At 52.0% G+C, this 14,727-nt stretch carries 10 protein-coding genes, 2 rRNA genes and 2 riboswitches; all 12 genes read right to left on the bottom strand.

Annotated elements, in window-relative coordinates:
- Positions 1-146: 146 nt before the first annotated feature.
- Positions 147-1,631 carry an amidophosphoribosyltransferase gene (gene purF / locus AC1DWB_RS18740; RefSeq protein ID WP_477542608.1) on the bottom strand — a complete coding sequence of 495 codons (1,485 nt, stop codon included), beginning with the start codon at positions 1,629-1,631 and terminating at the stop codon, positions 147-149.
- Complete coding sequence (gene purL / locus AC1DWB_RS18735) at positions 1,616-3,859, bottom strand: phosphoribosylformylglycinamidine synthase subunit PurL (protein WP_477542607.1); 2,244 nt, start codon at positions 3,857-3,859, stop codon at positions 1,616-1,618. The genes purF and purL overlap by 16 nt, the downstream gene beginning before the upstream one ends.
- Positions 3,837-4,529: a phosphoribosylformylglycinamidine synthase subunit PurQ gene (purQ, locus tag AC1DWB_RS18730; protein ID WP_477542606.1), complete on the bottom strand. Its 693-nt coding sequence runs from the start codon at positions 4,527-4,529 to the stop codon at positions 3,837-3,839. The genes purL and purQ overlap by 23 nt, the downstream gene beginning before the upstream one ends.
- 96 nt (positions 4,530-4,625) lie before the next feature.
- Entirely contained in the window at positions 4,626-4,868 is a 243-nt protein-coding gene (gene purS, locus AC1DWB_RS18725; RefSeq protein ID WP_477542605.1) for a phosphoribosylformylglycinamidine synthase subunit PurS, read from the bottom strand.
- 24 nt (positions 4,869-4,892) lie between these two features.
- On the bottom strand, positions 4,893-5,783 hold the full coding sequence (locus AC1DWB_RS18720; RefSeq protein ID WP_477542604.1) for a phosphoribosylaminoimidazolesuccinocarboxamide synthase: 891 nt from the start codon (positions 5,781-5,783) through the stop codon (positions 4,893-4,895).
- An 84-nt stretch (positions 5,784-5,867) separates the two neighbouring features.
- The gene (gene purB / locus AC1DWB_RS18715) at positions 5,868-7,163 is read right to left on the bottom strand and encodes an adenylosuccinate lyase (RefSeq protein ID WP_477542603.1); all 1,296 of its coding nucleotides are present in this window, start codon (positions 7,161-7,163) and stop codon (positions 5,868-5,870) included.
- Between the two features lie 94 nt (positions 7,164-7,257).
- Positions 7,258-8,439 carry a 5-(carboxyamino)imidazole ribonucleotide synthase gene (gene purK, locus AC1DWB_RS18710; RefSeq protein WP_477542602.1) on the bottom strand — a complete coding sequence of 394 codons (1,182 nt, stop codon included), beginning with the start codon at positions 8,437-8,439 and terminating at the stop codon, positions 7,258-7,260.
- Complete coding sequence (gene purE / locus AC1DWB_RS18705) at positions 8,436-8,921, bottom strand: 5-(carboxyamino)imidazole ribonucleotide mutase (RefSeq protein ID WP_477542637.1); 486 nt, start codon at positions 8,919-8,921, stop codon at positions 8,436-8,438. Before purE ends, purK begins: the two co-directional genes overlap by 4 nt.
- A 220-nt stretch (positions 8,922-9,141) precedes the next feature.
- Positions 9,142-9,243: riboswitch (purine riboswitch) on the bottom strand.
- An 816-nt stretch (positions 9,244-10,059) separates the two neighbouring features.
- Positions 10,060-12,372 carry an S-layer homology domain-containing protein gene (locus tag AC1DWB_RS18700; RefSeq protein WP_477542601.1) on the bottom strand — a complete coding sequence of 771 codons (2,313 nt, stop codon included), beginning with the start codon at positions 12,370-12,372 and terminating at the stop codon, positions 10,060-10,062.
- A 29-nt stretch (positions 12,373-12,401) separates the two neighbouring features.
- Positions 12,402-13,919, bottom strand: coding sequence for an O-antigen ligase family protein (locus tag AC1DWB_RS18695; protein WP_477542600.1), 1,518 nt, complete (start codon positions 13,917-13,919; stop codon positions 12,402-12,404).
- Positions 13,920-13,959: 40 nt separating this feature from the next.
- A riboswitch (cyclic di-GMP riboswitch) is annotated at positions 13,960-14,051 on the bottom strand.
- Between the two features lie 171 nt (positions 14,052-14,222).
- A 5S ribosomal RNA gene (gene rrf, locus AC1DWB_RS18690) occupies positions 14,223-14,339 on the bottom strand.
- A gap of 166 nt (positions 14,340-14,505) precedes the next feature.
- Positions 14,506-14,727: ribosomal RNA gene (locus AC1DWB_RS18685) — 23S ribosomal RNA — on the bottom strand; the annotation flags it as partial.

Here is a 14,727-nt window from a genome sequence, read left to right as displayed (position 1 = left end):
TAAACCATTTATCGGTAGGAAACCAACTACAAAGGTCGCCGCTCCACCCTTCAACTTTCTCCGCTGAAGCGAAGCAACAACACCTAACGGCAAAATGCCAAAGAAAGCATTAATCCCGGCTCGGGATTTTTATATTTTTAAATAGGTTACTTCCAGTCGGTGCCGAAGCGCACGGCTTGAGGGTCGCCGACTTCGGTCGGGAACTGATTGTCGAAGCACGCGGTGCAATGCCCGGCGTTCAGTTCATTGCCGGGGCGGCCGATGCTGTCAAGCAAGCCGCGCTTGCTCAAGAAGTGCAGCGAGTCGGCGTTGATCGCCTGACGAATCTCTTCGATCGTCTTCGACGAAGCGATAAGCTCTTTGCGATCCGGTGTGTCGATGCCGTAGAAGCAAGGGTTCTTGAACGGCGGCGAGGAGATGCGCACATGCACTTCCTTCGCTCCCACTTCGCGAAGCAGATTGACGATGCGCAAGGACGTTGTGCCGCGAACGATCGAGTCGTCGATCATGACGACGCGCTTGCCCTCGACAACCTTGCGCACAGCGCTCAACTTCATCTTCACGCCCTGCTCGCGCAACTCTTGGCTCGGCTGGATGAACGTCCGGCCCGTGTAGCGGTTCTTGATCAACCCAAGCTCGTACGGGATGCCCGTCTGCTCGGCATAACCGATCGCAGCTGAGATGCTTGAATCCGGCACACCGGTCACGACATCGGCGTCGACGAACGACTCAATCGCCAGCTGGCGGCCCATCCGCTTGCGCGCGCTGTGAATGTTAATCGCATCGATATCGCTATCCGGACGCGAGAAGTAGATATATTCCATCGAGCAGATCGCCCGTTGCTTCATCTCGGCATAGCGATCTTCCTTCAGCCCGTTCTTGTCCAACACCAGCAGCTCACCCGGCGCCACGTCGCGCACATAAGTCGCGCCGACAGCGTCGAACGCGCATGTCTCGGAGGCGAATATATAGGCGTCGCCCAAGCGTCCCATAACGAACGGACGCAAGCCATGCGGGTCCAAGGCCGCAATGAACTTATCGCGGGTAATGAACAGGAACGCGTAAGCACCGTTCAACTGCTGCAGTGCTTCCTTGACGGCGAGCTCGATATCGTCATGCTGAGAGCGTGCGATAAGATGCGCTACGACTTCGGTGTCGCTCGTCGTCTGGAAGATTGAACCTTGACGTTCCAGGTTGCGGCGAATTTCCGGCGCATTCACGATGTTCCCGTTCGTGGCGATCGCCAGATCGCCTTCACGGTACTTGAACACGAGCGGCTGTGCATTGACCAGCTTGCTCTCGCCTGCTGTCGAATAGCGCACATGCGCGATGGCGACATTCCCGGTCAACGACGACAACTTGTCGTTGTCGAACACTTCCTTGACAAGCCCCATATCCCGATGGTAATTGAACTTCTCGCCGTCTGTCGTGCAGATGCCCGCGCTCTCCTGACCGCGGTGCTGCAAAGCATGAAGCCCGTAATAGCATAGCTGCGACGCTTCATCATGTCCGTACACCCCGAAGACGCCGCATTCTTCTTTCAATTTATCGAACAAGTTTTCCTTGGTGATGCCTTCGTTATAATAGCGTCCCGTCCATAATCCGCTTGGCGTTCTCACTGCATCAAGCATGGAATCGCATCCTTCCAGACTTTCTCCAGCTCAGCGACCGGAGAACTAACGGCCGCTTTACCATTGACGGTGATGTCGAGTTGGTTGCCTATTACTTTACCCAGTTCAGACACTGGTACCCCTTGCTCACTTACAAACCGCTGTAATTCAGCAGCCTTGTCGGGCGAAGCACTTAACAAGATTCGAGATTGGCTCTCGCTGAACAACATGTGATCAGCACGCAGATCAGTCGCTACATTCACAGCAGCTCCGCGTTTGCCGCTAATGCAGCTTTCCGCCAAGGCAACAGCAAGTCCGCCATCAGACAAGTCATGCGCCGAAGCGACAAGCCCTTGCTGAATGGCCTTCAGTACTGTACTTAGCAACCGTTTCTCAACATCCAAGTCGATCACCGGAGGACGGCCCTCAGTCACGCCATGCAGCACCTTCTGGAACTCCGTACCACCCAACTCGGTCCGAGTATCGCCCAATACGAAGATCACATCGCCATCTTTCTTAAAGCCCTGTGTCGTGATATGGTCATGATCATGAATCAAACCGACCATACCAACAACCGGTGTTGGATAGATCGCACCCTTGGCATTCTCGTTGTACAAGCTGACATTACCGCCAATAACCGGCGCATCCAGTTGACGACAAGCTTCTGCCATCCCGTCGACTGCTTTTTCCAACTGCCAGAAAATCTCAGGCTTCTCCGGGTTCCCGAAGTTCAGGTTGTCTGTGATCGCCAGTGGCTCAGCACCGGAGCATACGATGTTCCGCGCAGCTTCACTGACCGCGATCTTACCGCCCACTTCAGGATCGAGGTAGACGAAACGTCCATTGCAATCCGTAGTCATCGCTAACGCCTTACGCGTTCCTGGGACACCTACTACAGCGGCGTCAGATCCTGGTTGAACGTAAGTTTCCGTGCGAACCATATAATCGTACTGATTGTACACCCATTCCTTGCTCGCTACCGTAGGCGAAGCCAGAATCTGCTTCAAGGCATCGTCCAGGTCAATCACTTCCGCATAACGCGTCGTGTCGATGGATGCACTTGCTTCATAGTATGCAGGAACTTTGGAAGGCTTGTTGTATACCGGACACTCGTCTACAAGCGCTTTAACCGGCATATCAGCCACCATCGCTCCGCCGTGGAACAATTTCAATCGGCCGTCATCCGTTACTTTCCCAACCTTCGCACAGATCAAGCCCCAACGTTCAAAAATCTCCTTAGCCTGAGCCTCATGCTCCGGCAATACAACGAACAACATACGTTCTTGGGACTCGGACAACATCATCTCGTAAGGTGTCATGCCTGTCTCACGCTGCGGCACCTCATCGAGATATAGCTCCATACCGTTACCGGCTTTGCTCGCCATCTCAGCACTAGAGCAAGTGAGTCCTGCCGCTCCCATATCTTGAATTCCGACGACGATGCCGGAGTTAATCAACTCGAGACACGATTCCAATACGAGCTTCTCCATGAAGGGGTCGCCCACTTGTACCGCAGGACGCTTAGCTTCAGATTCAGCCGTCAGCTCCTCGGAAGCAAATGTAGCTCCGTGAATACCGTCGCGCCCCGTTGCCGGACCTACGTAGAACACAGGGTTGCCGATCCCTTGCGCAACACCTTTTTGGATTTTGTCGTGATCGATCAAGCCCACACACATCGCATTGACGAGCGGGTTACCTTCATAGCTCTCATCGAACGTAACTTCTCCGCCGACGGTCGGAATTCCGATACAGTTGCCATAACCGGCAATACCGGATACGACATGCTCGAACAAATACTTCACACGATCGTTCTTCAGCGAACCGAAGCGAAGCGAGTTGAGCGAGGCTACCGGACGCGCACCCATGGAGAAAATATCCCGAATAATGCCGCCAACCCCGGTAGCTGCGCCTTGGAACGGCTCGATAGCGGATGGGTGATTGTGGCTCTCGATCTTGAACACAACCGCTTGATTATCGCCAATATCTACGATACCCGCGCCTTCGCCCGGTCCCATCAGAACGCGAGGTCCAGTCGTCGGGAAGCGACGAAGCAGCGGCTTCGAATTTTTATAAGAACAATGCTCGGACCACATGACGCTGAATACGCCAATCTCTACGTAGTTCGGATTCCGGCCTAGAAACCCGCAAATCAGCTCGTATTCGGCATCCGACACGCCCATTTGCTTATAGATTTTTTGCTCCGCGATTTGCTGCGCTGTAGGCTCCTTAACCGATAACTGCTGTGCCATGTTTCTCCCTCCATGCGTTCAAGATCGATGTAAACATCCGCTTCCCGTCTTCCGAGCCGAGCAGTTGGTGAACCGCGCGCTCCGGATGCGGCATCATGCCCAATACGTTCCCCTGTTTGTTGCAAATACCTGCTATATCGTCAACCGAGCCGTTCGGGTTGTCCACCGCATAACGGAACACGATCTGATTGTTCGCCTTCAGCTCTGCCAACGTGTCCGCATCGCAGTAATAGTTGCCTTCACCATGCGCAATCGGAATGTCGATCTGTTCGCCTGCTGCATATTGCGTCGTGAACGGAGTGTTCGTGTTCTCCACGCGCAATACCGAAGAGTGACAGCGGAATTTGAGCGTCTGATTGCGCAGCATAGCGCCTGGCAGCAACCCCGACTCCAACAGAATTTGGAACCCATTGCAGATTCCCAGTACATACTTGCCTTGCTCAGCTGCTTTCACCACTTCATTCATAACCGGAGCAAACCTCGAGATCGCCCCACACCGCAAATAATCCCCGTAAGAAAAACCGCCCGGCACGATAATCGCATCATATTTGGACAAATCCGTCGCGGTATGCCAGACGTAATCAACCGATTGGCCGATCGTCGATTCTACCGCTTTGAAACAATCGATATCGCAGTTCGAACCCGGAAACACGAGCACTGCAAAGTTCATTTTGATGATCCTCCCTTGATCTGACCCTCGTCTCTGGGGTCCCCGAAAAGTAATAGGAATTAAGCTTCGTCAGGTTCGCTTCACTTTTTGGGGCTTTTAGGAAAGTTCGAACCGGTAATCTTCTATAACGGTGTTCGCCAACAGCTTCTCGCACATTGCTTTCACACGCTCTTCCGCAACAGAACGGTCATTCGTATCCAGTGCCAACTCCATATATTTCCCAATGCGGACCTTGCCCACTTCCGAGAATCCCATCGAATGCAGAGCGCCTTGTACAGCATTACCTTGCGGGTCCAACACGTTTTCTTTGATCGTTACAAATACGGTTGCTTTAATCATGGAATATTAGTCCTCCCAGTTATGTTATCGAATCAATCGGTTCAAAATATCGCGGTATCGCCGTGAAGTCTCTTCTACAACTTCAGTCGGCAGCGGATCTGGCTCGCTGTTCTTATCCCAACCCGATTGTGACAAATACGTCCGCACCGGTTCCTTGTCCATTCCATCAATCTCAATGTCGTACGCGTACTTCTCTTTGGCCCAAAAGCGTGAGGAATCCGGTGTGAACACCTCATCGATCAGAATGACCTTACCGTCAACAATACCGAATTCGAACTTCGTGTCGGCCAATATGATGCCGCGTTGTTCGCAGTACTGATGTGCGTACTCATATAGCCGCAAGCTCTTCTCCCGCAATTCAGCAGCAAGCTCCGCTCCTACGAGTTCCTCCATCCGTTCGAATGGAATGTCCTCGTCATGACCTACATCGTTCTTGGCCGCGGGAGTGAAAATAGGCTGCTCGAACCGTTCGTTCTTGCGAAGACCCTTGGGTAATGGTATCCCGTTAATTTGGCCTGTTTGCTGGTATTGTCTCCAGCCACCGCCAGTAATATAGCCGCGCACAACGCATTCGATGTCAATTCGCTCTGCCTTCTTCGTCACCATGAAGCGGTTCTTCAACACTTCCGCGCTGCCTTCAACCAACACACCAGCGAGCTTCTCTACATCCGTATGGATGACGTGGTTCGGTTGAATGGCCGCCGTCTCCTCGAACCAGAACTTGCTGATCTGGTTCAGCACATTGCCCTTATCCGGCACCGCAGGGGATAGTACATAATCGAAGGCCGAGATCCGATCGGTAACCACGATCAGGTAGTGCTCGCCCAAGTCGTAAATCTCCCGTACCTTGCCCTTGTACTTGATCGGAACGTTAACCAAATCCGTTGCCGTGGAAATCGCTTGTATCTCGCTCACGCTCAGGCCTCCCCAATTTTTCCCAAGAAAGTGAAGAATAGCTTCGAAGCTTATTCCGATTACTTTCTCGGGGCCCATTTATTGTTAAATCAGTTCAAGTTTCTTGAATATCGTATCCACGTGCTTCAAATGCCAGCTAGGATCGAAGCAATCTGCGATCTCTTCCAGAGTCAATTGCTCTCGAATACCTGCATCAGCTTCCACAATATCGCGGAATGAACGCTGTTGTTCCCAGGCCATCATCGCCTTAGGCTGTACCGTGTCATACGCTTGCTCGCGGCTAATACCTTTGTCAATCAACTTCGTCATCACGCGGCCCGAGAAAGGAACGTCGTATGTGCTTCTCATGTTCCGCAGCATGTTGTCCGGGAACACGGTCAAGTTCTTGATAATGTTACCCAGGCGGTTCAGCATGTAATTGATCAGGATCGTGGAATCCGGAATAATGATCCGCTCTACCGAAGAGTGCGAGATATCGCGTTCATGCCACAGTGTAACGTTCTCGTAAGCCGAAACCATATGACCACGGATGACACGGGACAATCCGGAAATGCTCTCACAGCCGATAGGGTTGCGCTTGTGCGGCATGGCGCTTGAGCCCTTTTGTCCTTTGGCGAACGGCTCCTCCACTTCGCGGAACTCGCTCTTCTGCAAGGCGCGAATCTCGGTCGCGAACTTATCCAGCGATGTGCCGATCAAGGCGATCGTTGCGATATATTCAGCGTGACGGTCACGCTGCAGCGTTTGGGTCGAGATCGGAGCGGCCTTAGTGCCAAGCTTCCCGCACACATATTGCTCAAGGAATGGATCGGCATTGGCATACGTGCCTACGGCTCCGGAGATTTTACCGAACTGAACGCCTTCAGCAGCATGGCGGAACCGCTCCAAGTTGCGCTTCATTTCTTCGTACCACAGCGCCATCTTTAAACCAAAGGTAGTCGGCTCAGCATGTACACCGTGTGTTCTGCCCATCATCGGCGTGCTTTTATATTGAATCGCTTTGTTGCGAAGGATGTCGATAAAGTTCAGGAGGTCTTTCTCAATGATCTGGTTCGCTTGCAGCATCAGGTACCCTAGCGCGGTGTCGACGACATCGGTCGAAGTGAGACCGTAATGGACCCACTTACGCTCCGGGCCGAGCGTTTCTGATACCGCACGAGTAAATGCGATCACATCGTGGCGCGTTTCTTCTTCGATCTCAAGAATGCGGGGAATGTCGAACCCAGCCTTCTCGCGAAGTGCTTGTACGTCTTCCTTAGGGATAACTCCTAACTCCGACCATGCTTCACAAGATAATATTTCCACTTCCAGCCATGCCTTGAACTTGTTCTCTTCTGTCCATATCGCCGCCATCTCTGGCCGACTGTACCGCTGCAGCATGAGTGTTTCCTCCGTTTAGGTTAATGTGCGGATCCAATCTATCCCTATTTCTTTAATGCGATCTATTCATTAACGGGCTTGATGTTCAATGCCCTTAGCTTTTCCATATTGGTGATTCATTTACCCATTGGATCGCTCGTTCTACATCAGGTGTGAGCAGATTGATGTGCCCCATCTTGCGCTTCACCTTCGCCTCGTGCTTCCCGTACAAGTGCAGCTTAGCGGTTACGCCTTCCGGAAGACCTTGTTGCTCAGGCAGCCAGTCCATCAAGGGCGCAATGTGCTCGCCGAGTAGATTCACCATAACTACTGGAGTTAACAGTTCAACCGGGCCGAGCGGCAAATTACAAATCGCTCTCACGTGCTGCTCGAACTGCGAAGTGGTGCAAGCCTCCATCGTATAGTGACCCGAATTGTGCGGTCGCGGAGCTAGCTCGTTCACGAACAGTTCGCCGTCTTCAGTCAGGAACATCTCCACCGCGAGCAATCCTACCATCTCAAGCGACTCGGCAATCTGGATCGCCATCCGTTCAGCACGCTTCAGCACTTCCGGGTCTGTTGCTCGCACCGGAACGATGGATAAGTGCAGGATGTTGTGTACATGAATGTTCTCTGCTGGCGGGAACGCCTTCGTCTCCCCTTGCGGGCTGCGAGCGACTATCACGGATATTTCTTTCTCGAAGCGGATGAACTGCTCCAATACGAGTTCCGTCTTAGCTTGGCTCAACGAATTATACGCTTCTACTACTTCGTCGGATGTGCGAATGACCCATTGGCCTTTCCCGTCGTATCCTCCGGTAGCTGTCTTCAATACACATGGCGTCCCGAGCGCGGCTACCGCCTCACGCAGCTCATCTGCGCTGCGGATCTCGCGATACGGTGCCACCTTCACGCCCGCAGCCTCGATAGCACGCTTCTCACGAAGCCGGTGCTGCGTCGTGTGCAGCAGCTTGCTGCCCTGCGGCACGTGTGACTCGCTCATCAGCATCTGCGCCACGCCGGCATCCACATTCTCGAACTCGTACGTAATGACGTCCGACTTCTCCGCCAACTTCCGAGCTGCCTCCGCATCGTCGTAGGCCGCCACAATCTGCTCGGCCACCTGTCCGCACGGCGCGTCCGGCGTCGGATCCAACGTGACGAAACGGTATCCCATGTTTCGTCCCGCCAAAGCGAGCATGCGGCCTAATTGCCCGCCGCCCAGCACGCCGATCGTGCTGCCCGGCAAGAGCTGGCGGCCGCCGCTGTTACTTACTCCCGACTGCCGTCCGCTCATAGCTGATCACTGCTTTCCAACACCTTGAGACGGGTGTTGTCCCTGCGCTCGACCAGCTTCCGCTGCACGTCGGGGCTGCTAACCCCCAAGATCTGCGCGGCGAGGAGGCCGGCGTTCGTCGCTCCGGCGTTGCCGATCGCTACCGTAGCCACCGGCACGCCGCCTGGCATCTGCACGATCGACAGCAGCGAATCGAGGCCGTTCAAGCTCGATGACTTCACAGGTACGCCTATGACGGGAAGTACCGTCTTGGAAGCGACCATACCTGGAAGGTGCGCCGCGCCTCCAGCTCCAGCGATGATAACGCGAATGCCTCGCTCGATCGCCGTCTCTGCATATTCGAACATGAGGTCCGGCGTCCGATGCGCCGAAACGACTTTCTTCTCGTACGAGATACCGAGCTCATCCAATATGTCGCATGCATGCTTCATCGTTTCCCAATCTGAAGTGCTTCCCATAATGACTCCGACAAGTGCCGCCATGTGCATTTCCCCTCTTCTTTGCTTCTGAAATTGAAAAAAGTCCAGCGACAGACATTTCGTCATATCATGGACTGATGCCACCGAAGTGTCCCTCGATGGACGTAAGCTAAATTCCGACATCTTCCGCACTGGTACAGCGAAGTAATTCAGTCACCAAGCTCGGAAGAAGGCGAAAAAAAGGAAGGCCGATTCGACATAGCGCCGAATCGAACTCATTCCCTTTGAATATCAGCTCACTCGTAGTCCAAAAATTTAAGGTTCTTGGGTAGATACTTTCGGGCCATATCCCCGAGGATATACGAGAAATTTCATTAAACGTTGAATTGCTTTCTACACTCCTAGTTTATCAAGGTTAACATGGTCATGTCAACTTTAAAGGCGAACATTTTTGTGACACTTATCGTTTAAAGTTCGTTTTTCCCAATCAGGTGGAAACTATATTTTTGAGACGAATCCATTCCAAACCAATTAAGAAAAACCGTCCGGAAGCATACCGGACTGTCCTTGGCGTTACGTTCAGTTTGGCGCGTGGGGAGGTAGGCAGAGGGATTACGACCGCTGTTGTACTTGAATGCCTTGATCTTAGATGTAGGTGTGAGCATTCAAGTACAAAGGCGAACGCTGTCGCTTCTCCACTCCATCTGCCTGCCCTCTCTTGTACTTCTTTCCTTCAAGGCGTTACGTCTTCCGTACACTTCGCGTCCGCTTCCTACCAACTTCGTGCCCTTAGCTATCCTTGAACGCTGCTCTCAAGAGTCCTTACGGACACAGAAGCCGTTATTCGTCCGTTTCTGCCCCTCTCAAGGGTAGTTGCGGACACAGGATCCGTTATTCCCTTACAACTAGCTATTTTTGTTACTTTCCAGGACAAATAGCGGCATCTGTGTCCGTTAGGTCATCATATACCTACTCATCTCTCCATATAAAGAATCTCAGGTCCGCAACGAATGTTATACATTCATATTTATTCAGCTTACGAGTAGGGGAACCTCCGGTTCCACTCCGAAATCTAAAAATATCTGATCTGTAAACGAAGAGGGCACCACTAAACGCTTCAGTACGGTAAAGAACTTATTCTTTCTGATATCTCAAAAAAGCCTCTTCCCGAAAACTCGATTCGGAAAGAGGCTTCTTACAATTATTTATTCACATATCCCGCCGCTTGCAGCAGACCCTTGACTACAACGGCCGCTTGTGCACGGGTCGCGGTCTTAGCCGGAGCGAGCTCGGTATCGGCAGTTCCTTGCATAATACCGGCCTGGACCAGTTGGGCGAACGCCGATTTGGCCCAATCGCTGACGGAACCGGCATCGCCGTACGCAGCAAGCGCTCCTGCGGATCCGTTCGAACTAGCTTCCTTACCGGCAAACGCAAGGGCTCTGGATGCCATTACGGCCATTTGTTCTCTTGTCAATACAGCATTCGGACGAAACGTTTGATCCTCAAACCCGCTGACTAGCCCTGCTTTTACCGCAGCTCCTACTGCGCCTGCAAACCAGTCATTTGCGGATACGTCCGTGAAAGATGAGGCTTTGCGATCTTCAGTCAAGCCGAAAGCCCGTACCAACAACGATGCGATCTGTACTCTTGTAATCGAATCGTCAGGCATGAAAGACGAATCTGTCATTCCTTGCACGATCATTTTAGAAGCTAACCACTCTACATCCTGTTTGGACCAATGCTTAGCTAAATCCTCGAATGATTTCTGATGAGTGACTACGGCGTACATGCTGTTTCCGTTTCGAACCATCGATGCCTGGGTTTGGCCGTTTACTGTCGAGAATATCGTTGGAACAGGGTAAAATGTCTTCGTTTCCGAATCATATCGCACACCCGCCAGCTGACTAACGTCAAATATTCCTGGCAGCGTGATCGTTCTGGTCACAAACGTGTTTCCAAAATCGTTAACCAGTACGCTCTTGCCGCCTGCTTCGACGCGGATGGAGAATTCGTATGGATCACCAACCAGCGTCATTCCGGACGAAGTCGCTTGATTCGCAATGGGAGCCGCTGGGGATCCGATTACTTGCTCCATCGTCACGATAACCTTTACCTGTTCTATCGGGACTCCAAGGGTTTGCACGATGCTTTGCAAATTCAGCACGCTCAAGGGAAGCTCATACCCGACATGACTCCCTTGTATGGACAGCACGGCATTCGGGGTTTTAGTCGCTGCACCTGATAGGATGCCCGCCGGGAATTCCACTTGAGCAGTCGCCGCTTTCGTTCCGCTAATGTCGATGGCAACGATTTGATTCGCTTCAGCCTTATTCTTCAACAGGTCCAATGCCTGCCCCAGCTTATCGCCGGTCAGCACTACTTTGGCAACCAATTGGCCATTAGACTCGGTAGCTTCGGTCACGGTAACCGCACCGCCGCCCAGTTGAACCCCTTGGTCCGTTTCTTTGATGCTCGGATCTCCGGATGGTGCAGTGCCCGGGCTCACACCGCCCCCATTTCCATTTCCATTGCTATTGCCATTTTCATTTTCAGTACCATTACCATTGCCAGAACCAGAGCAGCTGCTCATATCAGCGAACGGCGCTCCCGCGCCTTTGCTTCCAGGCGTACCGTCAGGTGTAACTACCCCGATGTTCAATTTGTCGAAATACACCCGGCTCTTGGTAACCATAAAGTTATCCGAATCGATATACCCTACGGACACTCTGGCACTGTACAAGCCTTTGGTGGTCGGAAGCTTAATTTCATCCCCATCTGCAGTCACGGACAGCTTGAGCGTATATTGATGTCCGGCCGTCAGCTTGGCGCCTGCTTGCACGATAAAGTAGTCGGATTTCTTCTCAGCCTTGTTCAAATATACGGACTGACTAACGGTATCGTCCCACAGTGTAAAATCAGAAGCGTACACCGCCTTAAGTACACTGGACGAACCGCCCCCATACGGCAAATCTACGGAAATCGTATCCGAATCGTTATCCGCCGCCACGAAGTCCACAAGCTTGTCTCCAGCCATTATATAAGCGGCTTCCGGATGCACCGTGAAAAACTGATGGCCGGTTGTTCGGTAAGGACCCAGCCGCCATGAATCGGAGGATGCGTAAAACTTGTAGTTGTTGAATCCGCCGTATTGGACAACCTCTACCGATTGCCCGCAAGCGTTCATAATGATTTTGCTCGGCGCGTTATTCACCCCGACGTTAAGCTCATATCTGGCCAACTTGAGCGGAGCGTTATTGTCGTCGTATGTAATATATTGGCTCGCCATTTCTTTCAATGGAATGCTCGTCAGCTCGTATACGGCATTTTGAACGCTGACTTGCACTTTATTAGGATCTTGCACGTAGACCGAACCGCTCAATTTCCCCGTTGAGCTGTCGTACGTGAACTGCACGGTTGATGCGGCATACGATATAATCGGCAGCAGCATCGAGGTTAACAACGAAATCGTAATCATGTAGCATAGGCGTTTCAGGCTTCGAACTTTGTTCATGTTTCCTCTCCTGTTCATGTTGAATTGCGCTAATGGGACAGCGCTTTATCTAGATCAACCCTGAGGGATTGATATAAATCTTCCTTGGGTACGCGTCGAATCGCTTCGTTCAGCTGCGCATTCGCCAGAACCAGCCAGGCTTGGTCACCCGTTTCGTTGCTTTGCCTGACATACGCTTTGGCCGATTCATAGAGGATCGTATGGGACCACGGCATCAGGGAAGCCCCTTTCTCAAAGCCCGCTTGCGCTTGCTCCCACTTCTTCTGGTTGACTAGCTGAATCGCTTGTTCTTTTACCATGTACCCGACGCCTACCCACATAACGAAAGCCATGCAGCAGATTGCCGTACTTGACACGAAGATCGTTCTCAGCGGGGGCTTATTGCCAGCGGAACGAGCCCTCGGCTCTTTGCTTCTATGAAAGGGGACCGACAGCACAACGACCAGCAAGCCAAAGAGAAGCGGGAACTCCAAATCAATATCAAACCCCGCATGCACCAGCATACAACCCGCCAACAGCATGGCCGCTTTCGTCCAAAACGCGTTGCCGGCCAATACGTCAAAACGCCTTATATGTCGAAATCCTGCTATATAAAAAGCTACAAGTGCAACCAGAAAAACAACCAACCCGATAACCCCTATGTCCAGAGCAAGCTGAATGTAATGATTGTGCACGTAACGGACATAATACATTTGAGATCTGTAGGCGGCTTGGATGATGCTCCATCCACCCCCTCCGGTCCCGCCCAACCAATAGTCCCGAATGACAGACAAGCTGTCTTGCCAATAGACCAGTCGAATTCGAAATTCCGACGTCTCCGGCTGGATGCTCTTCACCCGCTGCCACAAAAACAAGGCATCCGTTCTTACCAGAGCAGCCAATAGGTAGCCTGCGGCATGAGCGGCCCCGGCTAACACCACCGCCGTACGGCATCTAGCTTCCCGGAATACGACTAGCGTGAGCAACAGAGCCCCGGCCCACAACACCCAGACGGAACGGGACATCGTAAGCAGCAAGCCTGCCGCATTCAGAGCCATTAGCACGAAGTAGAACTTATGACGTTGTTTGAGATAGAGGAGAATGGCAAGCAAAATAGCCGCAAGCAAGTAGATCGCCATAGCGTTGGCATATTCGAATGTCGACTCCAGACGTCCATTCCGATCCATATGAAACGCAATTCCGATGATCGATACGATGCTCCCGCTCCATACCCAGGCTTTGTATAGGCTTGTCCGCTGTTCGGGCGTAATCGTTGCAGCTAGCAGGGCGATCGGAACCAGACTTGTCACCTTGATCGCTTCAAGCAGTGCTTTCTCGTGGTCGACCGCATAGGCTATGGAGCCCCAGTAAAGCGCAACCAACAGCAATATAGGTCCGTGGTAGTAGGGGTGAAACGAAACGGATTTCAGTACATAACCGGCAATAAGGGCTACACCGATTGAAATAACCGTCATCATCAAATAACCCGTCTCGTAAAAATATCCTTGAAACCCAGCTCCCATCCACAAAAACAGGCAAACCATCCAAATATTCACACCGAATTTCATATGAAATCCCCTAAAATGACAAAAAGAAACCAAGCTCATTTAGAGCAACCCGGCTATCTTGCCGCCTGTTGAGGCGGGGTAGACCCGTGGCTTTGCGTCTCCGACTTTCGTACGGATTTGCCTTTTTTCTTATTCGCCTGGCTTCTTTGCATGTCGATTGATGTCGAATTAAGCACTGTATTATAATATACAGGTTTCGCTCCATATTTACAATAATATCTGGAATTTTTTTTCATACTCCCAGCACCTGCAAAACAAGAGAACCCCTACATATTGTAGGGGTTCTCTTGTTTATCTGCTCCTGCTTGGCAACGTCCTACTCTCCCAGGACCCTGCGGTCCAAGTACCATCGGCGCTGGAGGGCTTAACGGTCGTGTTCGGGATGGGAACGCGTGGTTCCCCTCCGCCATCGTCACCAAACGAAGTGCGTAATAAGGGTATAGATCAGGTTTCTACACAGCCATGTGTAGATCACACTCTTCAGGACGGACTAGCCATCCTGTTAAATGCTTATTCCCTGAAAACTAGATGCGAAAGCGGTAACGAGCCGCAACTTGTATAACTGGTCACTCCGGGTAAGAGTGAATAGGATAAGCCCTCGACCGATTAGTATTCGTCAGCTCCACACATTACTGCGCGTCCACCCCGAACCTATCAACCTCGTCGTCTACAAGGGGTCTTACTAATTGGGAAATCTCATCTTGAGGGGGGCTTCACGCTTAGATGCTTTCAGCGCTTATCCCGTCCGTACTTAGCTACCCAGCGGTGCCTCTGGCGAGACAACTGGTACACCAGCGGTACGTCCATC

The sequence above is a fragment of the Paenibacillus sp. P4_E11 genome, assembly GCF_056401635.1.
Note: the sequence above shows the minus strand (reverse complement) of the source record. Positions and strands in the feature narration are given on the sequence as shown.